The organism is Kitasatospora sp. SUK 42, assembly GCF_015776785.2.
Classification (GTDB): Bacteria; Actinomycetota; Actinomycetes; order Streptomycetales; family Streptomycetaceae; genus Kitasatospora.
Map to the genome: position 1 here is coordinate 149305 of NZ_LFMD02000007.1, position 24704 is coordinate 174008.

At 74.0% G+C, this 24704-nt stretch carries 13 protein-coding genes; 6 read left to right on the forward strand and 7 right to left on the reverse strand.

Features of this window, described 5'->3' with window-relative positions; genetic code table 11:
* Positions 1–10: 10 nt before the first annotated feature.
* Positions 11–853: a S26 family signal peptidase gene (locus RZ50_RS22435; protein WP_196952074.1), complete on the reverse strand. Its 843-nt coding sequence runs from the start codon at positions 851–853 to the stop codon at positions 11–13.
* 111 nt (positions 854–964) lie between these two features.
* Here RZ50_RS22435 and RZ50_RS22440 point away from each other — a divergent pair, with 111 nt between their 5' ends.
* Complete coding sequence (locus RZ50_RS22440) at positions 965–1792, forward strand: helix-turn-helix transcriptional regulator (RefSeq protein ID WP_196952075.1); 828 nt, start codon at positions 965–967, stop codon at positions 1790–1792.
* Between the two features lie 33 nt (positions 1793–1825).
* Here RZ50_RS22440 and RZ50_RS22445 read toward each other — a convergent pair whose 3' ends face one another.
* Positions 1826–2485 (reverse strand): TetR/AcrR family transcriptional regulator, encoded by a 660-nt coding sequence (locus RZ50_RS22445; RefSeq protein ID WP_196952076.1) that lies wholly within the window; start codon positions 2483–2485, stop codon positions 1826–1828.
* Between the two features lie 112 nt (positions 2486–2597).
* Between RZ50_RS22445 and RZ50_RS22450 the strand changes: the two genes are divergently transcribed.
* Both RZ50_RS22450 and RZ50_RS22455 read left to right on the forward strand, forming a co-directional pair.
* A complete protein-coding gene (locus RZ50_RS22450) occupies positions 2598–3611 on the forward strand; it encodes a zinc-binding dehydrogenase (protein WP_196952077.1) in 1014 nt (337 codons plus the stop codon).
* A gap of 88 nt (positions 3612–3699) precedes the next feature.
* Entirely contained in the window at positions 3700–4296 is a 597-nt protein-coding gene (locus RZ50_RS22455; protein ID WP_196952078.1) for a DUF1349 domain-containing protein, read from the forward strand.
* A gap of 35 nt (positions 4297–4331) precedes the next feature.
* On the opposite strand, the gene RZ50_RS22460 is transcribed toward RZ50_RS22455, so the two are convergent.
* Positions 4332–5072 (reverse strand): hypothetical protein, encoded by a 741-nt coding sequence (locus tag RZ50_RS22460; protein WP_196952079.1) that lies wholly within the window; start codon positions 5070–5072, stop codon positions 4332–4334.
* Between the two features lie 171 nt (positions 5073–5243).
* Between RZ50_RS22460 and RZ50_RS22465 the strand changes: the two genes are divergently transcribed.
* The 3 genes from RZ50_RS22465 to RZ50_RS22475 all read left to right on the forward strand — a co-directional run bounded on the left by RZ50_RS22465 (position 5244) and on the right by RZ50_RS22475 (position 10925).
* The gene (locus RZ50_RS22465; RefSeq protein ID WP_374199973.1) at positions 5244–8054 is read left to right on the forward strand and encodes a penicillin acylase family protein; all 2811 of its coding nucleotides are present in this window, start codon (positions 5244–5246) and stop codon (positions 8052–8054) included.
* A 121-nt stretch (positions 8055–8175) separates the two neighbouring features.
* The gene (locus RZ50_RS22470) at positions 8176–9393 is read left to right on the forward strand and encodes a pyridoxal-phosphate dependent enzyme (protein ID WP_196952080.1); all 1218 of its coding nucleotides are present in this window, start codon (positions 8176–8178) and stop codon (positions 9391–9393) included.
* A 146-nt stretch (positions 9394–9539) separates the two neighbouring features.
* Positions 9540–10925: a DUF3616 domain-containing protein gene (locus RZ50_RS22475; RefSeq protein WP_374199974.1), complete on the forward strand. Its 1386-nt coding sequence runs from the start codon at positions 9540–9542 to the stop codon at positions 10923–10925.
* A 55-nt stretch (positions 10926–10980) separates the two neighbouring features.
* Here RZ50_RS22475 and RZ50_RS22480 read toward each other — a convergent pair whose 3' ends face one another.
* Genes RZ50_RS22480 through RZ50_RS22495 form a run of 4 tightly spaced genes read right to left on the reverse strand, consistent with a single transcriptional unit; the run spans position 10981 to position 24644 of the window.
* On the reverse strand, positions 10981–12036 hold the full coding sequence (locus tag RZ50_RS22480) for an NADP-dependent oxidoreductase (RefSeq protein ID WP_196952081.1): 1056 nt from the start codon (positions 12034–12036) through the stop codon (positions 10981–10983).
* On the reverse strand, positions 12033–13694 hold the full coding sequence (locus RZ50_RS22485) for an NAD(P)/FAD-dependent oxidoreductase (RefSeq protein ID WP_196952082.1): 1662 nt from the start codon (positions 13692–13694) through the stop codon (positions 12033–12035). The genes RZ50_RS22480 and RZ50_RS22485 overlap by 4 nt, the downstream gene beginning before the upstream one ends.
* Before the next feature lie 26 nt (positions 13695–13720).
* On the reverse strand, positions 13721–15415 hold the full coding sequence (locus RZ50_RS22490; RefSeq protein ID WP_196952083.1) for an NAD(P)/FAD-dependent oxidoreductase: 1695 nt from the start codon (positions 15413–15415) through the stop codon (positions 13721–13723).
* Positions 15402–24644 carry a non-ribosomal peptide synthetase/type I polyketide synthase gene (locus tag RZ50_RS22495; protein WP_196952084.1) on the reverse strand — a complete coding sequence of 3081 codons (9243 nt, stop codon included), beginning with the start codon at positions 24642–24644 and terminating at the stop codon, positions 15402–15404. Before RZ50_RS22495 ends, RZ50_RS22490 begins: the two co-directional genes overlap by 14 nt.
* Between the last annotated feature and the right edge of the window lie 60 nt (positions 24645–24704).

The following is a 24704-nucleotide window of genomic DNA, read 5'->3' on the forward strand; positions in this document are numbered from 1 at the left end:
CACGCCCGGCTCAGCCGCCGCACGCCTCCGGGAGGCCGCGCACCGCCCGGATCCGGGAGCGGACGAAGGCCACCGTCTCGATCAGCGGCGGCGGATCGAGCGGCGTGCCGAAGCCGACGTGGAAGTCCGCCGTCCCCGGCCGCAACGGCGGCCGCCACCCGACCGCCGCCGGCCGGTCCGCGGCCGGCCCGGTGAAGGCGCAGCCGAGCAGGACGTCGATGTCGCGCCGCCCGGCGGCCGCGAACAGCTCGTCCAGCGCGGCGGCCGGGAGCGCGCCGTGCGGCGAGACGCTGATCACCAGCCGCTTCGCTCCGCCGGCCCGGCCCGGTGTCGCGCCCGGCCGGGCGGCCGGGTTCCACCAGGCGTACGCGGGCGGCGGCCCGGGGAACCACATCCTGGTCCGGCCGGTGCCGAGGTCCGGGGCGGTGACGAGCGCCGCGAGGTCGGGGCGGCGCGGCGGTACGGGCCGGTGGTGCTCGGCGACCACCCCGAGGTAGTCGCCGGGCCTGACCACCGGGTCGACCAGCGGGAGGTTGTCCCCCAGGGTGAGCAGTGCGGCGTCGCTGCGCCCGACCACCCGGTGGGCGACGGCCCGCCGGGCCAGCCCGGAGACCACCACGTCCCCGGGCCGCACCTCGCAGAAGGGCCGGGGCCGTACGGTGACGACGGCACCGGGGGCGATCGCGGGCAGCATGCCCCGGTCGGCGGCGCGCAGCCGGGCGCTGCCCGAACTGTCGAGGGCGCGGCGCAGCTGTGTGATCTCGTCCGTGGTCCTTGTCCCTTCTCGCGGCTTGCGGGCGGAATGCTGACCCAGCGGGCGAATTATGAGGATGCCGATCCGTACACCGACCAAGGGAGGGCAAAGTTTGCCCTGTCATCCGCGACCGCCGCGTGCTCACGTTGTGAGGGAAGTTTGGCCGACCGGGCCCTACCGAACGGCACGGCGGTCGTCCACCATGCTCCCGTGGACACCAAGATCGCGATCCGCGACTTCCTCGTCTCGCGCCGCACCCGACTGCGCCCGCAGGACGTCGGCATGCCCGCGCTGGCCGGCCAGCGCCGGGTGGAGGGCCTGCGCCGGGAGGAGATCGCGGCCCTGGCCCACGTCAGCGTCGACCAGTACGTGCGGCTGGAGCGCGGCCAGGCGTCCCGGGTGTCGGACACGGTGATCGACGCGGTCGCCACCGCGCTGCGGCTGACGCCCGCCGAGCACCGGTACCTGCACGGCCTCGCCCGCCCGGCGCCGCCGCCCCGGACCGCCGTCCGCCGGGGCCCGGTGCGGCCGAGCGTCCAGTGCTTCCTCGACTCGCTGCGCGCCGCACCGGCCTACCTGGTCGGCCACGGCGGTGCCATCCTCGCCTGGAACCGCCTGGCCACCCGGGTCTTCGTGGACTTCGCCGAGGTGCCCGAGGACCGGCGCACGCTCGGCTGGGTGATCTTCACCAACCCCAGGGCGCGCGAGGCCTACGTGGACTGGCCGCTCAAGGCGCACGAGGCGGCCGCCTATCTGCGCAACGAGCTCGGACGACACCCGCACTGCCCGGAACTGACCCGACAGATCGAGCAACTCTGCTGCTACAGCCAGGAGTTCGACACGCTCTGGCGCCGCCACGGGGTCGTCGAGCTGTCCCACGGGGTGACCAGGGCGCGCACCCGGTTCGGCGTGGTGGAGCTGTGCCGGGAGATCCTCCGGCTGGCCGGCGAACCGGGCGAGTTCGTCATCCTCCACACCCCGGCCACTCCGGACGCGGCGGCCGCCCTCGCCAGCCTGGAGGCGCCGGGTACGGACTGACGACGCCTCCCGGCCTCCCCGACGGACGCGCCGTCACCCCGCAGTGAGCGCCAGCCGGATCCAGCGCTCGGCCTCCGCGGTCGCCACCGCGACGTCGAAGGCCTGCGGCCCGGCGGCCGCCTGCGACACCAGCCCCTTGACCAGGCCGACCAGGGCCAGCCCGAAGGCCTGTGGGTCCACCCCGGCGCGCACCTCGCCCTCGGCCAGCCCCTGGCCGACCACGTCCGCCGCCCAGCCGCGGGTGCGGGCATCCAGCTCCGCCACCGCGTCGGTCAGTTCGGAGGCCCCGGCGAGCGCCTCGGCGCCCAGCACCACGAAGGCCCGGCCCAGGTCGGTCGGGTTGCGCACGCCCTCCAGGCAGCCGCGCGCGAACCGGCACAGTTCGTCCACCGCCCCGGCGCCGCTGCGCTCCGGCGCGGCCGCCGCCATCGCCTCGGCCAGCGCCTCGTCCTGGAGTCTGGCCAGCAGTGCGGCCTTGGAGCCGAAGTAGTGGGTGGCCAGGCCGCGACTGAAGCCCGCCTCCTCCCCGACCCTGGCGAGGGTGACCCCGGTGCTGCCGTGCTCGGCGACCAGCCGGGCGGCCGCGGCGAGCAGTGCGGCCTCGGCCCGGGCGCGCCGTTCGGCCTGGGTGCGGCGGGTCGGCTCGCCCTGCGGTGACACTCCCGGGCCGGCCGCTTCATCGTGCGTGCGCATGGCACCATGCTAGGGTCGAACTTGCTTGTTGAACAACAAGCAAGTTTGGGGTGGCGACCACCCGGCCGAGCACTCCACCGGCCCCGCCGCCCCCGGCAGAAGGGAAGTCCCGATGACCGCCACGATGCTCGCCGGACGGCTCGACGTCGCCAAGGGCTCTTTCGCCGTCGAGGAGGTGCCCGTCCCGGTGCCCGGCCCGGGCGAGGTGCTGATCAAGGTCGAGGCGGCCGGCGTCTGCCTCTCCGACGTCCACCTGATCGAGGGCATCCTCAAACCGCTCTTCCTCAAGGGCGACAAGGTCACCCTCGGCCACGAGGTCGCCGGCACCGTGCACACCCTCGGCGAGGGCGTGACCACCGCCGCCGTCGGCGACCGGGTGCTCCTCCAGGCCGGCGAGAGCCGGGGCGGCCGGGTGTACACCCGCGGCGTCGACTACGACGGCGGCTGGGCCGAGTACGCGCTCGCCACCGCCACCACCCTGGTGCCGATCCCGGACACCCTGCCCTTCGAGCAGGCCTGCTTCATCCCCGACGCGGTCTCCACCCCCTGGGCCGCGATCACCGCCACCGGCGCCGTCCGCCCGGCCGAGGCCGTCGGCGTCTGGGGCGTCGGCGGGCTCGGCGCCCACGGCGTCCAGCTGCTGCGGGCCATCGGCGCCTTCCCGATCGTCGCCGTCGACCCGCTCCCGGCCGCCCGCGAGCGCGCCCTGGCCTTCGGCGCCGACGCCGCGCTCGACCCGGCCGACCCGCGGTTCGCCGAGCGCCTGCGCGAGGCCACCGGCGGGCGCCCGCTCTCCGCCGCCTTCGACTTCGCCGGCGTCGCCCCGGTGCGCGAGCAGGCGATGGCCACGCTCGGCGAGCACGGCCGGCTGGTCCTGGTCGGCCTCACCGACAAGCCGCTGACCATCACCAACGGCACCCTGGTCAGCTACCTGCGCCAGCAGATCCGCGGCCACTACGGCTCCGAGGGCCAGGACGTCGAGGACCTGGTCAACCTGGTCCGCGGAGGCCGGCTGGAGTTCTCCCGCTCGGTGAGCGGCACCTTCCCGCTGGCCGAGGCCGCCCACGCGGTCGAGGCGCTGGAGCGCAAGGAGGGCAACCCGATCCGCCTGGTGCTCAAGCCCTGACCTGCCCTTCTCCGGTCGCGGGGCGGATGATTGGATCCCTTTCCAGGACGTTGCGGAAGCCTGCCGCAACCCGTGGAGAGGACGGCCCATGGACACGCCCCGCGACATCCCCTGGCACGAGGGCAGCTGGCTCAACGAGCCGGAGCACGTACGGACCGACGGCACCGACCTCCTGGTCACCGCCCGCGACCGCAGCGACTTCTGGCGCACCACCGGCTACGGCTTCGTCCGTGACGACGGCCACGCGCTGCTCACCGGCTTCCCGGCGGGCAGCGCCACCGAGGTCACCTTCGTCGCGGACTTCACCGCCCTCTACGACCAGGCCGGCCTGCTGGTCCGGGTCGCCCCCCAGACGTGGATCAAGGCCGGAGTGGAGCTGAGCGACGGCGTCCCGCACCTGGGCGCGGTGGTCACCCACGGCGTCTCGGACTGGTCCCTCGCCCCCGTCCCCGACTGGCACGGCCGCGCCGTCACCGTCCGCGCCAGCCGCACCGGCGACGCCGTCACCATCCGCGCCCGCTGCGAGGACGGCCCCTGGCGCCTGGTCCGCCTCGCGCCCCTCGCCCCGGACGCCACCGCCACGGCCGGCCCGTTCTGCTGCTCCCCCGAACGAGCCGGCCTCCAGGTCCGCTTCACCCGCTTCACCCAGGGCCCCGCGGACACCGCCCTGCACCTGCCGGAGTGACGGGGTGGACGGCGGCCCGGCTCCCCGGCCGCCGTCTACTCCACCGGCGACACGTGCAGCACCGGGCCCGCCGGCTCCACCGGCCCCGCCACCGGACGCCCCGTCGACTCCCGGTACAGCAGCACCCGGAACACCCCGTACAGACTCGCCGTCACCGTCACACCCGCGCCCAGGCACAGCGCCGCGCCGACCATCAACAGCACCCCGAGCCCCCGGTCGGTCGCCGTGAGCCCCACGACGAACAGCACCAGGGCCGGCAGCACCGACACCAGCACGGGCGCCGTCATCGCGTTCGCCCCCTGCATGAACCGCCCCCGGTCCCGCCGGTGGACCGCCCGGGACGTCCGCAGCGCCGTCCGCACCCCGACACCGTCCAGCACCACCGCGGGAAGCACCAGGTAGCACGCGAACGACAGCGGGATCCCGACCACCAGCAGCGCCCCGAGCACCAGCAGCGCACCGACCGGCGCCCACCCCGCGATCACCCGCAACCGCCCGGCCGCCCGCGCGTAGCAGGCCCCGATCGCCACCGGCCGCCCCCGCAGCGCGTCATCGGCCGCCAGGAGCGTCACGGCGCTGAAGAAGGTCGCGAGCACGGCCAGCACCAACACCCCGCCCACCTCCAGCGCCACGCTCTCCCCGACCTTCAGGTCCACCCACACCAGCAGCCACGACAACCCGCCCAGCACCGCCGTGGCGATCCCCGGCAGCAGCAACAACTCCTTCCGCCGCCGCACCACCCGCACCAGCGCCCGCACCGACCCGCTGTCGCTCAACGCCCCCACCTCGGTCATCCCGTCGAAGAACGGTCAGGCTACTGCCCACCGCCCCGGCGCCCGACCGTCAACCCCGGTCCGCCGGACCCGAAATGACATGCATGCCACTAGCCAACCGTCCAGTAGCACCCCTACCGTCGACTCCCCGTGGCTTCGACGGAGGAGCTCGCCTTGCGCCTACGCCCCCACCGCCTCCGATTCCGATTCCCGGCCGTCGCCCTCGCGTCGGCCCTGCTCGTCACCACCGCCCTGACCACCGCACCGGCCACCGCCGCCCCCACGGCGACGACGACCGCGACGACGACCGACTACTGCGCCGGCCGCTGCACCGACATCCTGCCGCCCGGTGAGAACGGCAACGCCACCCTCGCCGAGATCCTGCTCAACCGGGCGTTCGGCACCCGCCCCGCCCACACCGACGACCAGCTCGGCCCGTACGCCGCACTCGCCTCCGGCTACCCGGGGCTCACCGAGGCCGGGCTGCGCACCTTCTTCAACGACGCCTCCTTCGGCGTCCCCGCCGACCAGGTCGCCAGCACCACCACCCCGCGCCCGGACGTGACCATCGTGCGCGACAAGGCCACCGGCGTCCCGCACATCACCGGCACCACCCGCTACGGCACCGAGTTCGGCGCGGGCTACGCCGCCGCCCAGGACCGGCTCTGGGTGATGGACCTGTTCCGGCACGTCGGCCGCGGCCAGCTGTCCGGCTTCGCGGGCGGCGCCGCCGCCAACCGCCAGCTGGAGCAGAGCTTCTGGCAGGCCGCGCCGTACACCGAGGCCGAGTTGCAGCAGCAGATCGACGCCCTCGCCGCCCGCGGCGGCCGGGCCGCCCAGGCGCTCGCCGACGCCACCGCCTACCTGGACGGCATCAACCAGTACGCCAGGGAGGCCTACAACGGCCGCACCTTCCCCGGCGAGTACGACCTGACCGGGCACATCGACCCGATCACCAACGCCGGTTCGATCGAGCCGTTCAAACTCACCGACCTCGTCGCCCTCGCCTCCGTGGTCGGCGCGCTCTTCGGCTCCGGCGGCGGCAACGAACTCGCCTCCGCCCAGGTCAAGTCGGCCGCCGAGGCCCGGTACGGCAAGGACGCCGGCGACGCGGTCTGGAAGTCGCTGCGCGAGGCCGACGACCCGGAGGCCGTCCAGACCCTGCACGACGGACAGAGCTTCCCGTACGCCACCGTGCCCGACGCCCCGCAGGGCCAGGCGCTGCCCGACCCCGGCTCGGTGGTGCCCGAGCCGCTGGTCTACAACGCCACCGGATCCGCCAACTCCGCGTCCACCAGGGCGAACGGCGTCCTGCCCGGCAACCTGCTCACCGCCCGGCACGGCATGTCCAACGCCCTGCTGGTCTCGGGCGCGCACACCGACGACGGCCATCCGGTCGCCGTGTTCGGCCCCCAGACCGGTTACTTCGCACCGCAGTTGCTGATGCTGGAGGAGATCCAGGGCCCCGGGATCAGCGCGCGCGGCGCGGCCTTCGCGGGCCTGAGCTTCTACGTGCAGCTCGGCCGCGGCCAGGACTACGCCTGGAGCGCCACCTCGGCCGGGCAGGACATCACCGACACCTACGCCGTCCCGCTCTGCACCACCGACGGCTCACCGGTCACCACCGCCGCCAACTCCTACCTCTGGCACGGCCAGTGCCTGCCCTTCGAACGGCTGGACCGCCAGGACTCCTGGAGCCCGACCACCGCCGACTCCACCCCGGCCGGCTCGTACACCCTGACGATGTACCGCTCCCGGTACGGCCTGGTGACCGCCCGCGGCACGGTCGGCGGGGCGCCCGTCGCCTTCACCTCGCTGCGCTCCACCTACCGGCACGAGGCCGACTCCATCATCGGCTTCCAGGAGCTGAACGACCCGGGCGCGGTGCACGACGCGGCGAGCTTCCAGCAGGCGGCCCAGGACATCAACTACACCTTCAACTGGTTCTACGCCGACTCCCGCGACATCGCCTACTACAACTCCGGCAACAACCCGGTGCGGGCCCCCGGCGTCGACCCGGGCCTGCCCGTACTCGCCCAACCCGCCTACGAGTGGGCCGACTTCGACCCGGCCACCAACACCGCCCGGTACACACCGCCCACCGCGCACCCGCAGTCCGTCAACCAGGACTACTACATCTCCTGGAACAACAAGCAGGCGAACGGCTACACCGCCGCCGGCTTCGGCAACGGCTCGGTGCACCGCGCCAACCTCCTCGACGACCGGGTCAAGGCGCTCCTCGCCAACGGCGGCAGGGCGAGCCGGGTCTCGCTCACCCAGGCCATGGAGGGCGCCGCGCTCGCCGACCTGCGGGCCGAGGACGTCCTGCCCGACCTGATCCGGGTGCTGCGCAGCGCACCGGTCACCGACCAGACCGCCCTCACCGCACTGCAGCAGCTGGAGGCCTGGCTCGCCGACGGCGACCAGCGGAAGGAGACCTCGCCCGGCAGCCACACCTACGCGGACGCCGCCGCGATCCGGGTGATGGACGCCTGGTGGCCGCTGGTCGCCGACGGCGTGATGCGGCCGGGGCTCGGCGACCAGCTGTTCACCGCGCTGACCGGCGCCCTGCAGATCAACGAGTCCCCCTCCGGCGGCCAGACCGGCGCCACCGGCGGCGGCCCGGTGAGCGCCAACGAGGCCATCCCGCACAAGGGTTCGGCCTTCCAGTACGGCTGGTGGAGCTACCTGGACAAGGATCTGCGCTCCGTCCTCGGCGACCAGGTGGCCGGCCCGCTGGCCCGCCCGTTCTGCGGCGGGGGCGATCTCGCGGCCTGCCGGACGGTCCTGCTCACCACCCTGAAGCAGGCCGCCGCCCAGACGCCCGCCCAGGTCTACCCGGGCGACGCCGACTGCCCGGCCGGCGACCAGTGGTGCGCCGACACCATCATCCAGCGCCCGCTGGGCGGGGTGACGGACGCCAAGACCACCTGGCAGAACCGGCCGACGTACCAGCAGGTGGTGCAGTTCCCCAGCCACCGGTGAGACGGCGCCGCCGCCGCCCGCACAGGGCGGCGGCGGTTCCCGTGGGGAATCAGCGGCGGTTCCCGTGGGGAATCACGAGAACCCGCCCATGTAGCACCTGAAACCCCATTAGGCTGCTTACATGGCAGCAGCAGACTCCCTCGCGACCCGCCAGCGCTCGCTCGGCGACCCCGACCTCGACTACCCCCTCCGGCCCCCGCTCACCGCGGGCTGCCCCCGCACCGGCACGCAGGACGTCGCCTACCCCGTCGAGGTCGACTACGCCTACGACCAGGTCGACCCGGCCGCCCTCTTCGCCCCCGCCACGACCCGCGGCGGCCTGGAGCGCTGGGCCCCGCTGCTGCCCCCGCTGTCCGCGCCCGGCCTCGGCGAGGGCGCCACCCCGCTGGTGGAGCTCGAACCCGGCGTGTACGTCAAGGACGAGTCCCGCAACCCCACCTGGTCCCACAAGGACCGGCTGAACCGCTGCACCACCAGCGCCGCCGTGGGCGTCGGCGCGCCCGGCATCGCGGTCGCCTCCTCCGGCAACCACGGCGCCTCGGCGGCCGCCTACGCCGCCCGCGCCGGACTGCCCTGCGTCGTCCTCACCGGCCCCGACCTGCCGCCCGCCGTGGACTCCTTCCTCAACGCCTACGGCGCCGTCGTGCTGCCGGTCCCGTGGGAGGCGCGCTGGCCGCTGCTGCGCCAGGTGGTCGACCGGCTCGGCCTGCACCCGGTCAGCAACCTCACCACCACCCACACCGGGCACGCGTACGGCCCGGAGGGCTACAAGACCGTCGCGTACGAGATCTTCCGGGACGTCGGGACGCCCAGCGCGGTCTTCGTGCCGACCGGGTACGGCGAGCTGCTGTTCGGGGTCTGGAAGGGCTTCGACGAGCTGCGCCGCCTCGGCCTCGCCGACCGGGTGCCGCGCGTCTTCGCCTGCGAGTCCGCCGCCTCCGGCCCGCTGCACCGGGCGCTCGCCGAGGGCCTCCCGGCGGCGCACGTGACGGTCGGTCCGAGCGACGCCTACTCGATCAACTCCCCGGTGAGCGGCTACCGGGGCGTCGTCGCCGTGCGCGCGAGCGGCGGCCGCGCGCTGACCGTGGACGACCGTCAACTCGCCGACGCCCAGCGCGAACTGGCCCGCGCCGGCCTGTGGGCGGAACTGTCCGCGGCGGCCGGACTGGCCGGGCTGCGCAGCCTCGGCGCCCCCGACCTCGCCGAGGGCCCGGTGGTCTGCGTGTCCACCTCCAGCGGCTTCAAGGACAAGGGCACCGCCGGCCGCCGGACGGAGCCGGTCGCCCCGGAGTGGGAGGCGGTGCACCGCCGGCTGCGGGCGGCGGGGATCACCGGCTGACCCTCCGCCCGCCCCTCGGCGGGTCGGGTACGACCGTTGCTGGAGGCCCTCTGTTCGCCGTTCCGTTCGCTGACGTAGGGTCGGCGTTCGCCCACGCACTCCAGGCTGGCTCCGCCCCAACTCCCCCGCGTCGAAGGGCTGTCACCGTGACCCGTTCCCCCCGCCGTCTGCTGCCACTGGCCGTCGCCGTCGCAGCGGTGCCCGTGCTCGCGCTCCCGGCCGTGCCCTCGGCCGCGGCCTCGTACGGCACCCCGACGATCACCTTCTCCGCCGCCTACCTGTCCGGCGCGGTCGGCGCCACCGGCGACCCGACGGTCACCGTGACGGTGGCCCAGAGCGGCGCCCCGGCCTCGGCGTTGACCGTCGCCGCCTCGGCCAGCACCCGCGGCACCGTGGCCCGGACCGGCGACGTGACGGTCACCGGGACCAGCGACACCCGCACCCTGGCGGTCGCCGCCCAGGGCGTCGGCTACACCGACCTGACCGTCAAGGTGACCGGCCTGGGCGGCAAGAGCGCCACCCGCACCCTGCACTACGCCGCCTCCGCCGCCGTCCGGGACTCCGCCGCCAGCCGCTACCTCACCGGCTCCAGCGACGCCTCGGCCGCGGTGGACGCCGGCGGCGGCTACATCCTGGTCGGCGACGACGAGTCCAACACCCTGCGCCTGTACGACCGCAACAACTCCGGCGCCCCGGTGCGCACCTGGGACTTCAGCGCGGCGCTCGGCGTCTCCAAGGAGATCGACATCGAGGCCGCCACCCGGGTCGGCGACACGATCTACTGGACCGGCTCGCTCGGCAACAACAAGGACGGCGCGGTCAAGCCCGACCGCCACACCCTGTTCACCACCAGGGTCACCGGCTCCGGTGCCGACACCCAGCTCTCCCTGGCCGGTTCGTACCACGGCCTGCGCGCCGACCTGATCGCCTGGGACACCGCCCACGGCAACCGCTACGGCTTCGCGGCCGGCGCCGCCGACGGGCAGGCCCCCAAGCAGATCAACGGCTTCAACGTCGAGGGCCTGGAGTTCGCCCCCGGCAGCACCACCACCGCCTACATCGGCTTCCGTGCGCCGCTCACCCCGGCGGTCACCGGCGGCCGGGCGCTGCTGGTGCCGGTCACCAACTTCTCGTCCCTGTTCGACGGTTCGGCCGCACACGCGACCTTCGGCGACCCGATCGAGCTGGACCTCGGCGGGCTGTCGATCCGCGACCTGCGCCGCAACGACCTCGGCCAGTACCTGATCGTGGCCGGCTCCTGGGCCGCCGAGGACAACTCCGCCCCCTACGCGCTCTACCGCTGGGACGGCCGGGCCGCCACCAAGCCGGTCAAGTTGCTCGACCTGCCGACCGGCGACGCCGGCGCCTGGGAGGCCCTCCCCGAGGTCCCGGACCTGGACGCCCCCGGCGCCCGCGCCCAGCTGATCACCGACAACGGCTCCGCCGACCTGTACGACGACGGCAGCGCCGCCAAGGACCTCACCCACCCGGAGTGGAAGAAGTCCCGCAGCACCTGGTTCACCCTGGGCTGACCTCACGAGCAGGGCCCCCGGCGCCGCCAGGCCGGGGGCCCACCCCCGGGCCCGGTCAGACCTCCACCAGCACCTTGCCCCGGGTGGCCGAGCGGTCGACGTACAGGCTGCGGTACGCGGCCGGGATGCTGTCGAAGCCCTGGTGCACGGTCTCCTGGTAGCGCACGTCGCCGCTGCGCACCAGCGCGCCGAGGTCCCGCCGCAGCGCCGACCAGTTCTCCTCGGTGAACCACTCCAGCGAGAAGATGCCGCGGATCGTGGTGCGCGGGAACATGATCATCGGCAGCAGCCGGGGGCCCGTCCACTCCCCGCCGACCTGGCTCCCCCACTGCCAGCACACCGCCACCCGGCTGTCCACCGCGAGCATCCCGAAGACCACGTCGGTGAGCGAGCCGCCGAGGCTGTCGAAGTAGCGGTCGATGCCGTCCGGGGCGAGGTCGGACAGCTCCTTGGCCAGCCGCTCCGGGTCGTCGCCGTCCCGGTAGTGCAGCACCGCGTCGAAGCCCAGCTCCATCAGCCGGTCGGCCTTCGCCGGGGTCGCCGTGGTGCCGATGACCCGGGCGCCGCGCCGCTTGGCCAGCTGGCCGACCAGCGAGCCGACCGTCCCGCTCGCCGCGCCGACCAGCACCGTCGAACCGGGGCGCACGTCCAGGAACTTCTCCACCGTCCCCCAGGCCGTCATCCCCGGGCCGCCGAGCACGCCGAGCGCGGTGGTGATCGGCAGCCGCTCGTCGTAGTCGGCCCGGTCCAGTCTGCGGTAGGCGGGGAACATCATCGGGAAGGTGCCGGTCTGCCACAGCGCGGGCTCGCCGTCGCTGATCACGTGGGTGCGCCAGCCGCCGAAGCCCTGGACCAGGTCGCCGACCGGGAAGCGGGCTCTCGGACCGGCCGCCACCACCTCCATGATCGAGTCGGCCCCCATGTGGTCGCCGATCGGGGTGTCCAGCGCGATCCCCTGGAGGTACGGGTCCACCGACACGTACAGGGTGCGCAGCAGCATCTCGTCCTCGGCGAGCCGGACGTCCACGTCCTCGACGACCTTCTCGTACATCCGCTCGATGTCCGGCACTCCGTCCACGTGCGCGCGGACGATCCACTTCTCGATCCTCACGAGGTGACTCCAAACTGCCGGTCGGGGCCGACCGGGTCGATGATCAGGGTGGGCGGCGGCGCGCTGTCGTCCACCGCCGCGGTGAACGGCCTGCGGTCGTCGCGGCAGATGAACTGGACGACGTGCCGGCCGGCGGCGGCCGCGCGGATCAGGCCTCCGGTGGTCGCCCAGACCCCGGAGAGGTAGAAGTTGGCCAGGCCGGGCAGCCCCGGGCCGTTGCGCTTGATCTCGTCCTCAAGGGTCTCGCCGCTCTCCACGAAGGGCTGCCAGCCCAGCACCGTCCCGTCGTAGTTGCCGGTGTAGCGGACCTGGGTGAGCGGGGTGGAGACGTCCTTGACCGCCACCGCCTCCCGGAGCCCCGGGTGGTGGCCGTCCAGGAAGTCGATGATCGCGTCGCGCACCCGGCGCTTCTCCCGCTGGTACTCCCGGCCCCGGCCCACCGGCAGGGTGTGCAGCTCCTCCCCGCGCCGCAGCCGGGGGGCCTGCTCGGGCCCGGTGCTCAGCTCCCGCCAGGGGGCGATGTCGCAGAAGTAGCTGGCGTACACCACGGTGGTGCCGGCCGGGGACAGCTCCGGGTAGTGCCGGCTGCGGAACTGGACGTTGATGCTCGGGTGCCGGATGCCGGTGAGCCTCGCGGCGAGCCCGTCCTCCAGCAGGTAGGTGGTGCACGGGTCGCCCGCCGGGAACGGGCGGCGCAGGCCGAGGAAGACGGTCAGGTAGCCGGGGAAGACCATGCCCGGCTCGGCGATGGTCCGGGTGTAGAGCCGCCGGTAGGTGTCGTTCAGGTAGCGGCCCTTGAGCAGGTCGAGCATCGTGGTGCGGCCGTCGCAGGCGGCCACCACGATGTCCGCCCGCACCTCCCGCCCGTCGCTGAGCCGGACCCCGACCGCGGTGTCGTTCTCGACCAGGATCTCGGTCACCCTGGTGTTGTAGGCGATCTCCCCGCCGAGCCGCCGGTAGCGCTGCTCGACCGAGCGGGCCAGGCCCAGCGAGCCGCCTTCCGGCACTCCCGCCGACTGCCCGGCGTGCGAGGCGAGTTGGAAGTAGGTCGGCAGCACCGGGAAGTTGGGGTGCTTCTCGTACAGCACGAAGTTGAACGCCTCGCGCAGCAGCGGGCTGCGGAACCGCGCCGAGTAGTCGCTCATCAGCACCGAGATGGAGCGCCGGATCACGTTGAAGTACGGCAGGAAGGAGGCCAGCATCCGCCAGCGCTCCCACCGGCCCATCAGCCCGACCGGCTGCAGGAAGGGGTAACGGGTCAGCGCCACCCGGAACTTCCGCAGCCCGTCGCAGAACTGCCGGATCCGCCGGGCGTCCTCCGGGGCGAGCTCCAGCAGGTGGGCCTCCAGCCGGTCCGGGTCGGAGTAGAAGTAGACCGCCCGCCCGTCCCGGGTGCGCACCACGTTGAAGACGTCGAAGTTGCGCATCCGCTTGCCCTGCAACGCGCCGAGTTCGAGCCAGATCTGGTGCATCTCGTTGCCCGGGCCGCTGCCGAGCAGCCAGCTGACGCAGCAGTCGAAGGTGAACTCGCCGCGGTCCCAGGCGGTGCAGCAGCCTCCGGGCAGCTCGTGCATCTCCAGGACCTGCGTGCGGTAGCCGTTCATCTGCGCGTAGCAGCCGGTGGACAGGCCGCCGAGCCCGCCACCGATGATCACCATGCTCCGCCGTCCGCTGCTCGTCCCCGTCATTCCGGTCCTCCGGCGGTCGTCTGGCCCACGGTGGCCCGGTCGAGTTGCGGCAGGCGGCCCCACTTGCCCGTGTGCCAGGGTTCCCGGTTGTCGCTGGGCCAGGCCCGGAACGGCCGGCCGAGCTCCCGGCAGAGGTACTGCGCGGCGTACCGGCCGCTGGTGGCGGCCCGGATCAGGCCGCCGAGCGCCGTCCACTGCCCGGCCATCGAGAAGCCGCCGAGGCCCGGCAGCCGCATCCGGTCCCGGTTGACCAGCCGGTTGACGGCGTCCTCGGCCTCGGAGAAGGCCTGCCAGGCGAGGATGCTGCCGTAGGTGTTGCCGGTGAACCGCTCGGTGGTCACCGGCGAGGCCACGTCGACCAGTTCGATCCTCGGGCCCAGCTCCGGATAGGTCCGCGTGAGGAACTCCCGTACGAACGAGGCGACTTCCTGCTTGCGCTCCCGGTAGGCCCGGCGGTCGGCCGTCCGCAGCTCCTTCCAGGAGCGGTAGTCGCTGAAGTAGGTGCAGTGCAGCACCGACTTGCCGGGCGGCGCGAAGCCCTCGGCGTAGTCGGAGCGCAGCTGCACCACCAGGCTGTGCTGCAACGACCCGGGCAACCGGGATCCCTGCTCCGGCGTCAGCAGGTAGGTGGTGGCGTGCGGCTCGCCCGCCGGCAGCGGGCCGTCCACACCGACGAAGGCGGAGACCACGGCCGGGTAGAGGTTGCCGGGCTTGTCCAGCAGCTCGCCGTAGAGCAGCTCGGTGGCGGGACTGGAGTACCGGCCCCCCAGCAGCCGGTCGAGCACCGTCGGACCGTCGCAGGCGGCCACCACGTGGTCCGCGAAGTGCCGTGAGCCGTCCTTCAGTTCGACGCCGACCGCGCGCCCGCCCTCGACCAGGATCCGCTCGACCCGGCAGCGGTAGCCGATCACCCCGCCGAGCGAGGTGTACCGCTCCTCCACCGACCGGGCCAGGCCGAGCGAACCGCCCTGCGGGAAGCCCGCGTTGCCGCTGTGCGCGGCCGCCAGGGTGTACAGGTACGGCAACAGTGGGAAGCCCGCGGGCTCCTGGAGGAACATGTTGGGGAAGGCCCGGCGCAGCAGCGGGTCCCGGAAGCCCTCGGCGAAGCCGCTCATCGGGGTGGTCGCGGTGCGCCAGAACAGCCGGAAGGCGGGCAGCACGGCGCGCAGGTGGCGCAGCCGTTCGGCGGTGGTCCGCAGCGGCGGCGGGGTGAGGTCCCAGGGCAGGTCGATCGCGGTGAAGCGGCGCAGGTCCCGGCAGAAGGCCCGGATCGGCTTGGCGTCGCCGGGCGCGAGGTCCAGCAGGTGGGCCTCCAGCCGGTCCGGGTCGCCGAAGAAGGTGACGGCCCGGCCGTGCTCGTCCACGACCCGGTTGAAGACGTCGAAGTGAGTCACCGACTTGCCGTCCAGGGCCCCGAGTTCGCGCCAGACCTGATGGGCGCCGGTGCCCTCGGCGGTGCCGATCAGCCAGTCGATGCAGTAGTCGAACAGGTAGCCGTGCCGGGACCACGCGGCGCAGCAGCCTCCGGGGAGCACGTGCTTCTCGAAGATGCGGGTCTCCAGCCCGCTCATCTGCGCGTAGCAGCCGGTGGCGAGGCCGGCCAGCCCGGCCCCGATCACGATCACCCGGGGCGGGCCGCCGTCGGCCCGCTCCCTGGCGGACCAGTCCGGCCCGCGGTCAGCCGCGGCCATCGGCGGTGCCTCCGGCCAGGATGGCGCCCGCCAGTTCCGCGTTGCGCTCGGCGAACTCGCCGTCGAGCATCTCGGCGTGGTCGCCGTGCCCGGCGTACACCGCGGTGCCGGTGGTGGAGGCGCCGTGCCAGGAGCCGTCCTCGCCGCCCGCGTGCACGGACAGCCGCTCCCGCTCGCAGACCACGTCCAACCGGGCCTTCACCGTGCCGGTGTTGGGCGTCCGGCTGCAGAACTCCAGGTAGTCCCTGGCCTGTTCGAGGGTCTCCCGGGCGACGATCCGCGAGCCGGTGTGGCGGTGGAGGTGCTCGTGCAGCTCGCGTTCGAAGACGGCCAGGTGCTCCTCGCCGAGTTCGTAGGCTACGACGGCGCGGTAGGCGTCCACCAGCAGCACCGAACTCACCGTACGGCCGCGCCGCTCCAGCTCCTTGGCGACCTCGAAGGCGAGGTTGCCGCCGAGCGAGTAGCCGAGCAGGACGTACGGTCCGGCCGGGTGCAGCGCCTCCACCAGGTCGGCGTAGCGGGCGGTCTTGTCCTCGCCGGTCAGGTAGTTGAAGGCGGCGATCCGCTGCTCGGGCAGGTGGGCGGCGAGCTGCCGGTAGACCAGGCCGTGGCCGCCGGCCGGCGGGAAGCAGAAGACCGTACGGTCGTGTGGCGCCCGGGCGTTGAACCAGAGGTAGGGTTCGCCGCCGGCCACCTCGCCGGTGATGATCTGCTCGACGGTGCGGGCCATGCCGTGCAGGGTGGTGACCTTGAACAGCTGGCCGACCGGGATGCTGATGTTGAACTCGGTCTGGAGGTGGTGGATCAGCTCGATCAGCCGGATGGAGCTTCCGCCGAGTTCGAAGAAGTCGTGCTGGAGGCCGACCTCGTCCAGGCCGAGCAGGTTCCGCCAGTGTTCGGCGACCCGCACCTCGTAGAGCGTGACGGGCGGTTCGTGCCGCTCGCCGCCGGTGTCGGCCTTGGGCTCGGGCAGGGCGGCCAGGTCGACCTTGCCGTTCGGGGTGAGCGGCAGGGCGGGCAGTTCGGTGAGGTAGGAGGGGATCATCACGGTCGGCAGGTGCTCGGCGAGGTGGCGGCGCAGTTCGCGCCGGTCCAGCTCGACGCCCTCGGCGGGCACCACGTACGCGGCCAATACGGCCTCACCGGAGCCGTCCTGCCGTACGGCCACACAGGCCTGGGCGAGTTCGGGCCGGGCGGTGAGGTGGGCCTCGATCTCGCCCGGCTCGATCCGGTGACCGCGGACCTTGACCTGGTTGTCGATCCGGCCGAGCAGGTGCGCGGTGCCCTCGGTGTCCCAGTGGCCGAGGTCGCCGGTGCGGTAGAGCCGCAGCGGCGTGCCGTCGAACTCCAGGGTGGTGAAGCGCCGTTCGGTCTGCTCCCGGTCGCCCGGGTAGCCGGCCGCGACGCCCGCGCCGCCGATCCACAGCTCGCCGGGCACCCCGGCCGGGACGGGCTCGCCGTACCGGTCGAGGATGTACAGCGCGCTGTTCGGGAAGGGCCGCCCGATCGGGACCATCCGGCCTGGTTCGAGCCCTCCGGCGGTGCCCTCGTAGTAGCTGCTGTCCACGGTGGCCTCGGTCAGGCCGTAGGAGTTGACCAGTCTGGTCCGCTCCCCGCACAGTGCCCGCAGCCGCTGGTGCTCGGCGGCCTTCCAGGCGTCGGAGCCGACGATCAGCAGCCGCAGGAAGTCCAGCCGCAGGCCCTCGCGTTCGCAGTGGGCCATCAGGGCACGGGCCACGGCGGGCACGAACTCGCCGCAGTCCACGGCCTCCTCGCGCATCACCCGGTACAGCCGGGCGGTGTCGAAGAGCAGCTCGCGGTCGACCAGGACGAGGGTTCCGCCGGTGCTGAGCGCCCGGGCGAGGTCGCCGGAGAACACGTCGAAGGCGGTCCCGGCCATCTGGAGGTGCACCCGGGCCTCGGTGTCCAGCCGGTACTCCTCCCGCCATCCGGCCGTGACGGCGGCCAGGTTGCGGTGGTCGACCCGCACGCCCTTGGGGCGGCCGGTGGAGCCGGAGGTGTGGATCACGTACGCGGGCCGGTCGGGGTCGGCGGCCGGCAGCGGCCCGGTGGTGTGGGCGGGCCGCTCCAGTTCCTCCAGGGTGACGGGCACGGCGGGCAGTTCGGCGGTGAACGGGCGCCGCTCGTCCACCACCACCAGGGCGGCCCCGGCGTCGGACACCTGGTGGGCCAGCCGGTCGACGGGGTGCCCGGGGTCGAGGGGAAGGTAGGCGGCGCCGGCCCGCCAGATCGCCAGCAGGGTGGTGATCAGCTCGGGTGACTTGTCCAGGCAGACCGCGACCACCGAGCGTTCGCCGACGCCCAGTTCGCGCAGCTTCACGGCGAGGCGCTGGGAGCGCTGGTCGAGTTCGCCGTAGGTCATCCGCCGGACGCCGCCCCGGCCGGGCGCGACCACCGCGACGGCCTCGGGGTGCTCGGCGGCGGCCTTGGCGATCAGCTCCGGCACCGGCACGTCGTGGTCGATCCGCCGCCCGGCGCCACTGAACCCGGTGAGGATGCGGTGGCGCTCGGCCGTGTCCAGCATCCGCAGCCGGCCGACCGGCTCGCTCTCGCCGGCCCGGGTCATCGCGTCCAGCAGGTTGCGGTAGTGCGCGGCCAGCCGCTGCACGGTGGCGGGCTCGAAGAGGTCGGAGTTGTACTTGAAGACGCAGTGGAAGCAGCCGTCCGAGCGGTCCTCGTAGGCGGACAGTGTCAGGTCGAACTGCCCTTCCTCCTCCGGGAGTTCGATGTACTCCAGGCGGTAGCCGAACCGTTCCACCGCGACCTTGTGGGTCAGCAGGATGAACATCGCCTGGAACACCGCGGAGCGGCTCGGGTCGTGCTGCAGCCCCAACTGCTCGACCAGCAGCGGGAACGGGTACTCCTGGTTGTCCAGCCCGCCGAGCACGCTCTCCCGCACCCGGGCCAGTAGCCCGGCCACCGTCGGCTCCCCGGCCAGGCTCACGTGCAGCGGCAGCGGGTTGACGAAGTAGCCGTAGACGGAGGAGAACTCCTCCTGGGTGCGGCCGGTGACCGGGCTGCCGACCACGATGTCCGGCTGGCCGGACCACCGGTGCAGCAGCAGGTAGTAGGCGCTGAGCAGCACCATGAACGGGGTGGCGTTGTTCGCGCGGGCCAGCTCGTGCACCCGGGCGGTCAGTTCGTCGTCCAGCCGGAAGAACTCGGAGGCCCCGTTGTGGGTCTGCACCGCCGGGCGCGGCTTGTCGGTGGGCAGCGCCAGCACCGGCATCCCGGCCGGCAGGTGGCCGCGCCAGTAGTCGAGCATCCGCTGCGCCTGCGGCCCGGCCAGGAAGCGGTTCTGGTGGTTGAGGAAGTCCAGGTACCGGGCGGCCACCGGGGGCAGTTCGGGGGTGCGGCCCTGACGCAGCGCCTCGTAGACCTCGAACAGCTCCTCGATGAAGGTGAAGGTGGAGATCGCGTCCGAGACGATGTGGTGGACGGCCTTCATCAGCACCCAGCGGTCCGGGCCGCGCCGGAACAGCCGCAGCCGCACCAGCGGGTCCTGCGCCAGGTCGTACGGCCGCCGGTACTCGCGGACGATCAGCTCGTGGATCTCCTCCCACGGGCGGCCCTCGACGTCGAACAGCCCGGTGTCGGCGACCACCTCCGCGCGGATCCGCTGGACGGGGCGGCCCTCCTCGGCGGTGAAGGCGGCCCGCAGCCCGGGGTGCCGGGCGACCAGGAAGGCGAAGGCGGCGAACACCAGCTCCGGGTCGAGCTCGGCGCGGACCTCGACCGCGCCGCCGATGTTGTACGCGAAGCCGTCCGGGTGCAGCAGGCGCAGGAACCAGAGCGCCTGCTGGTTGTGGGTGAGCGGGTAGCGGGACTCGTCGGTGTGGAGCTCGACCTCGGCCTGCTCCTCGCCGCCCTCGGTGTCGAGCCGCTCGGCCAGGCCCTCGGCGAGAAGGTCGACCAGGTCGCCGACGCTGCCGTTGCTGAGCAGCGCCACCACCGGCAGCGCGACGCCGAGTTCGCCGTGCACCCGGGCGCGCAGCTCCATGGCGAGCAGCGAGTCCAGACCGTGCGCGCCGAGTCTGGTCTGCTCGTCGATCCGCTCGGCGCCGATCCGCAGCACGGCCGCGGCGGCGGCGGTGAACCGCTCGGCGATCAGCTGCCGGCGGGTCTGCGGGTCGGCCGCGCGGTAGGCGTCCAGGAAGCCGCCGGTCTCCGCCGGGGCCTGCTCGGCGGCCTCGGCCGCGAGTTCGGCGACCAGCGGCGGCGGCGCCGGGTACCAGGCCAGGAAGGTCGGCCAGTCGACCACGGTGGCGACCAGCAGCTGGGCCCGGTCCTGCCCGAGGACGCGCTCCAGGACGGCCGTCCCGGCGTCCGGCGGCAGCGAGCTCATGCCGCGGGCGTCGCGGTAGTGGGCGACCAGGCCCAGCTCCTCGATCATGCCGGTGGCCCAGGGCCCCCAGTCCAGGCTGAGCGCGGGCAGGCCGTCGGCCCGGCGGTGGTGGGCGAGGGCGTCCAGGAAGGCGTTCCCCGCCGCGTAGTTGGTCTGTCCGGCGGTGGTGAGCAGCGAGGCGACCGAGGCGAACAGCACGAAGTGGTCGAGGGGTTCGTCTCGCAGCAGCCGGTGCAGCAGGTGGCCGCCGATCACCTTGGGGGCGTACCCGGTGTCGAAGGCGGCGCGGTCCATCTGCGCCAGCAGGGTGTCCTTGACCTGCCCGGCGAGGTGGAACACCCCGCGGATCGGCGGGAGCTGGCGCTGCCGGTAGCCGGCGAGCCAGCGGGCGAGGGCGGCCTCGTCGGTGACGTCCACCGGGGCGAGCAGCGGCTCGGCGCCGAGCGCCTCCAGTTCCCGCAGGAACGCGATCCGCTCCCCGACGGGGCTCGCGGGGTCGACGGCGCGCCATTCGGCGCGCTCGGGCAGGGCGGTGCGGCCGACCAGGATCAGCCGCCGGGCGCCGCGCCGCACCAGGGTGCGGCAGAGCAGCCGGCCGAGGGCGCCGAAGGCCCCGGTGACGAGGTAGCTGCCGTCGGGGCGCAGGACCGGCGGCAGCGGCCGGGTGAGGCCCTCGGCCCGGCGCAGCCGGCTGGTGAGCCGTCGGCCGCCGCGCAGGGCCAGTTCCTGCTCGTCCCCGGCGGCGAGTTCGGCGAGCAGTGCCTCGGCCTGGTCGTGCGGCGCGAGGGCGGGGTCGAGGTCGATCAGGCTGCCGCGGTGGGCGACGAGTTCCTGCTGCCACAGCACCCGGCCGATGCCCCAGGCGGGGGCGCCGAGCGGTTCGACCCGGTCGCCGGGGCCGGCGGCCTGGGTACCCCGGGTGACGATGTGCAGCCGGCCGTCCGGGCGGGCGGCGGGCAGGGCCTGGGCGAGGGTGATCAGCGAGTAGGCGCCGAGGGTGGCGAGGCGGTCGAGCCGCCCTGGTTCGACGGTGTCGAGGGCGGGCAGGTCGAGGTTCCACAGGTGGGCGACGGTGGTGCAGCCGGGGTCGAGGTCGGCGAACAGCCGCCGCAGGTCCTCGGCGGAGTCGGGCCGTACGGTCGCCCGCCCGTCGGTGAAGGAGTACTCCGTGCCGGGCCGGACGAGGTGGCTGCGGGCGCCGCGCTCGGCGGCCAGCGCGGCCAGCCGCTCGGCCAGGCCGCCGGCGTCGGCGAACAGCAGCAGGTCGCCGGTGGGCTGGTCGAGGGGGGCCGTTGGGGCGTCCGTCCAGGCGAGTTCGGTGAGCCAGCCGTCGATGGTGGCCAGGCCCACCGAGGCGGAGGCCTGGGCGACGTCGGCGACCCGGAAGCCGGTGATCCGGCCGAGCGGGGTGCCGTCCTCGGCGTAGAGGGCGAGGTCGCCGACGAGTTCCTCGCCGCTGTCGCGGGTGACGGTGGCGTGCGCCCAGAGCGGCCGGTCGCCGATCTCGTCGAGCCGGACCTCCTCGATGGAGACCGGCAGCCGGACGCTGCCGCCCTCGGGCGTGTGCAGCCGGGTGGCCAGCAGGGTCTGGAAGCAGGCGTCGAGCAGGACCGGGTGGAGGTGGTGGTCGGCGGCGTCGGGGCCGAGCCGCTCGGTGGGCCGGATCCAGGCCAGTGCCTCGCCGGGCCCCGCCCACACCTCGGCGATGGCCTGGAAGGCGGGCCCGTAGTCGTAGCCGCGTTCGGACAGTCTCCGGTAGCAGTCGGGGCCGTCGAGGTGCCGCCCCCGGGCCCGGAGCGCGTCGAGGTCGGGGGCGGGCCGGTGTGCGCGCCGCTGGCCGGTGCGGACCCGGCCGCTCGCGTGCACGGCGGGCTCGCCGCCCGGCGGGGTGGAGGCGATGGTGAAGCGGGCGTCCTCGGGCGCGTAGCCGAGCTGGACGGGGACGGGCTCGGTGTCGGAGAGGAACAGCGCCCGGTTCAGCTCGACCTCGGCCAGCACCACCTCGGTGCCGCCGGTCAGCGCGCGCACGGCCTGGGCCGCCATCTCCAGGTACCCGGCGGCCGGGAAGACGACCTGGCCCTCGATCCGGTGGTCGTCCAGGTACGGCAGCCGCTCGGGGTCGAGCGCGGTGGTCCAGGAGGGCTGGGCGGCGGCGGTACGGCGGCCGAGCAGCGGGTGGTCGACCCTCCCGAGCCGGACCTGCTCGACCGGCTCGGGCTCCACCCAGTAGCGGTCGCGCCGCCACGGGTAGGTCGGCAGCGGCACCGGGCGCCCGGCCGGGTGCAGCACGTCCCAGCTCAACTCGACGCCGAGGGTGTGCAGTTCGGCGAGGGTGCGGGTGAGGCGCTCGGGTTCGTCCTGTTGGCGGCGGATCGACGCCAGGACGTGCGCCTGCTCGGCGCACTCGCGGATCGCGTGCCCGAGCACCGGGTGCGGGCCGAGCTCCAGGAAGAGCCGGTGCCCGTCCTCGGCCATCCGCTCGACGGCGGCCCGGAAGCGCACCGGCCGGCGGACGTTGCGCCACCAGTACTCGCCGTCCAGCTCCGGCCCCTGGGCGAGGCCCTCCTGGGCGGTCAGGTAGAGCGGCAGCTGCGCGTCGCGCGGTTTGATCCCGGCGAGCGAGGCGATCAGCTCGTCCTTGATCGGGTCCATCCGCACGCTGTGGTACGGGACTTCGACGTCCAGGAAGCGGGCGAACACGCCCTGCTGCTGGAGTTCCCCGGCGAGTTCGCGCAGCGCCCCGGTGTCCCCGGCGAGGGTCACCGCGGAGGGGCTGTTGACGGCGGCGAGCGAGAGCCGGGTGCGGTACGGGCGGATCCGGCGCTCCGCCTCCGCCTCCGGCAGGCCGACGGCGAGCATCGCGCCGGTGCCGGCGAGGCGCTGTTGCAGTCCGCTGCGGGCGAGTACCACCCGGACGGCGTCGGCCAGGTCGTAGACCCCGGCCTCGTGGAAGGCGGCGACCTCGCCGGTGCTGTGGCCGACCACCGCGTCGGGGCGCAGTCCGTGGCTGCGCCAGAGTGCCGAGAGGCCCACCTGGAGGGCGAAGTTGGCGGGCTGGGCGAGCCAGGTCTCGGCCATCCGGGAGTCGGCCTCGTCGTGGCCGAGTTCGTCCAGCAGTGACCAGCCGGCCTGCTCGCGGATCTCCCGGTCGACGGCCCGTACGGCCTCGCGGTAGACCGGCTCGCTCTCGTACAGGCCGCGGCCCATCCCCCACCACTGCGGGCCCATGCCGGTGAACACCCAGGCCAGGCGCCGTTGTTGGCGCTCCCGGGCATGGCCCTGGACCACCTGCGGGTGGGCCTCGCCGCGTTCGTGCGCGGCGAGCGCCTCGCCGAGGTCCCGCTCTCCGGAGTAGACCACCGCGAGCCGCTCGGGCAGGTGCTGGCGGCGGTGGGCGAGGGTGTGGCCGAGGTCGGCGAGCGCCGTGCCCGCGGCGAGTTCGCGCCGGATGGCGGCGGCCAGTTCGGGCAGTCCGGCGGCGTCCCTGGCGCTCAGCGGCAGGATGCTGCGGGTCGGCCGGGGCGCCGGTGCGGCGGGGGCGGGGGCGGGCGGTTCCTCCAGCAGGACGTGGGCGTTGGTGCCGCCGAAGCCGAAGGAGTTGACGCCCGCGCGGGCCGGGCCCTGGTGCTCGGGCCAGTCGACGGGGGTGGTTGGGATGACGAAGGGCAGCGCGTCCAGGTCGATGGCCGGGTTGGGCCGTTCCAGGTTGAGGTGCGGCGGGATGCGGCGGTGCTTGAGGGCCAGCACGGTCTTGATCAGTCCGGCGACCCCGGCGGCGGCCTCGGTGTGCCCGATGTTGGTCTTGACCGAGCCGACGTAGCAGCGGTCCCCGGAGCGGCGGCCGACGCCCAGCACCCGGCCGAGCGCGGCGGCCTCGATCGGGTCGCCGACCGGGGTGGAGGTGCCGTGCGCCTCGACGTACTGGAGGCTGCCGGGCGCCACTCCGGCCTCGGCGCAGACCCGTTCGATCAGGGTGACCTGGGCGTCCGCGCTGGGGACGGTGATGCCGTTGGTGCGGCCGTCCTGGTTGACGCCGCTGCCGAGGATGACGGCGTGCACCGGGTCGCCGTCGCGCAGCGCGTCGGAGAGCCGCTTGAGGACGACCACGCCGACGCCCTCGGCGCGGACGTAGCCGTCGGCGGAGGCGTCGAAGGCGCGCGAGCGGCCGTCGGCGGAGAGGAAGCCGCCCTTGGTCTCGGCGATCGTGTACTGCGGCGCCATGTGCAGCAGGGCGCCGCCGGCCAGGGCGAGTTCGGTCTCGCCGCGGAGCAGGCTCTGGCAGGCGAGGTGGACGGCGACCAGCGAGGAGCTGCACGCGGTGTCGATCGAGACGCTGGGGCCGCGGAAGTCGAAGCAGTGCGAGATCCGGTTCGACACCATCGTCATCATGGTGCCGGTGGCGGTGTGCGCGGCGATGGTGCCGAAGTCGAGGTCGGCGAACTGGAGGATCTTCCAGTCCAGGGTGAAGGCGCCCATGTAGACGCCGACGTCCCGGCCGGCCAGTTCGCCGGGGCGCAGCCCGCCGTCCTCCAGCGCCTCCCAGCTGACCTCCAGGAGCTTGCGCTGCTGCGGGTCCATGTGCTCGGCCTCGCGCGGGCTGATGCCGAAGAAGTCCGGGTCGAAGGTGTCGAAGCCGTCGATGTAGCCGCCCCGGCCGCCGATCAGCCTCCCCGGCTTGGCCCGGTCCCGGCTGCCCAGGGTGCCGGTGTCGTACCGGTCGGCGGGCGTGTCGGTGAGACAGTCCCGGCCCTCGATCAGGTTGCGCCAGTAGGTCCGGTGGTCGTTTGCGTGTCCCGGCAGGCGGCAGCCGATGCCGGTGATCGCGATCCGTTCGCAGGGCACGGCGAAGGGCGAGGTGCTCATGGTCCAATCCGAGGTTGGTTGCGGGGCGGCGCGCAGCGGGTGGGGGACGGCTCCGTGGCC

Excerpts from the sequence above, each read along its gene's own strand:
- RZ50_RS22445 (WP_196952076.1), bottom strand. The coding sequence starts at position 2,485 with ATGCGCACGCACGATGAAGCGGCCGGCCCGGGAGTGTCACCGCAGGGC.
- RZ50_RS22450 (WP_196952077.1), top strand. The coding sequence starts at position 2,598 with ATGACCGCCACGATGCTCGCCGGACGGCTCGACGTCGCCAAGGGCTCT.
- RZ50_RS22455 (WP_196952078.1), top strand. The coding sequence starts at position 3,700 with ATGGACACGCCCCGCGACATCCCCTGGCACGAGGGCAGCTGGCTCAAC.
- RZ50_RS22470 (WP_196952080.1), top strand. The coding sequence starts at position 8,176 with ATGGCAGCAGCAGACTCCCTCGCGACCCGCCAGCGCTCGCTCGGCGAC.
- RZ50_RS22485 (WP_196952082.1), bottom strand. The coding sequence starts at position 13,694 with ATGGTGATCATCGGTGGCGGGCTCGGCGGCCTGTCCACCGGCTGCTAC.
- RZ50_RS22490 (WP_196952083.1), bottom strand. The coding sequence starts at position 15,415 with ATGGCCGCGGCTGACCGCGGGCCGGACTGGTCCGCCAGGGAGCGGGCC.
- RZ50_RS22495 (WP_196952084.1), bottom strand. The coding sequence starts at position 24,644 with ATGAGCACCTCGCCCTTCGCCGTGCCCTGCGAACGGATCGCGATCACC.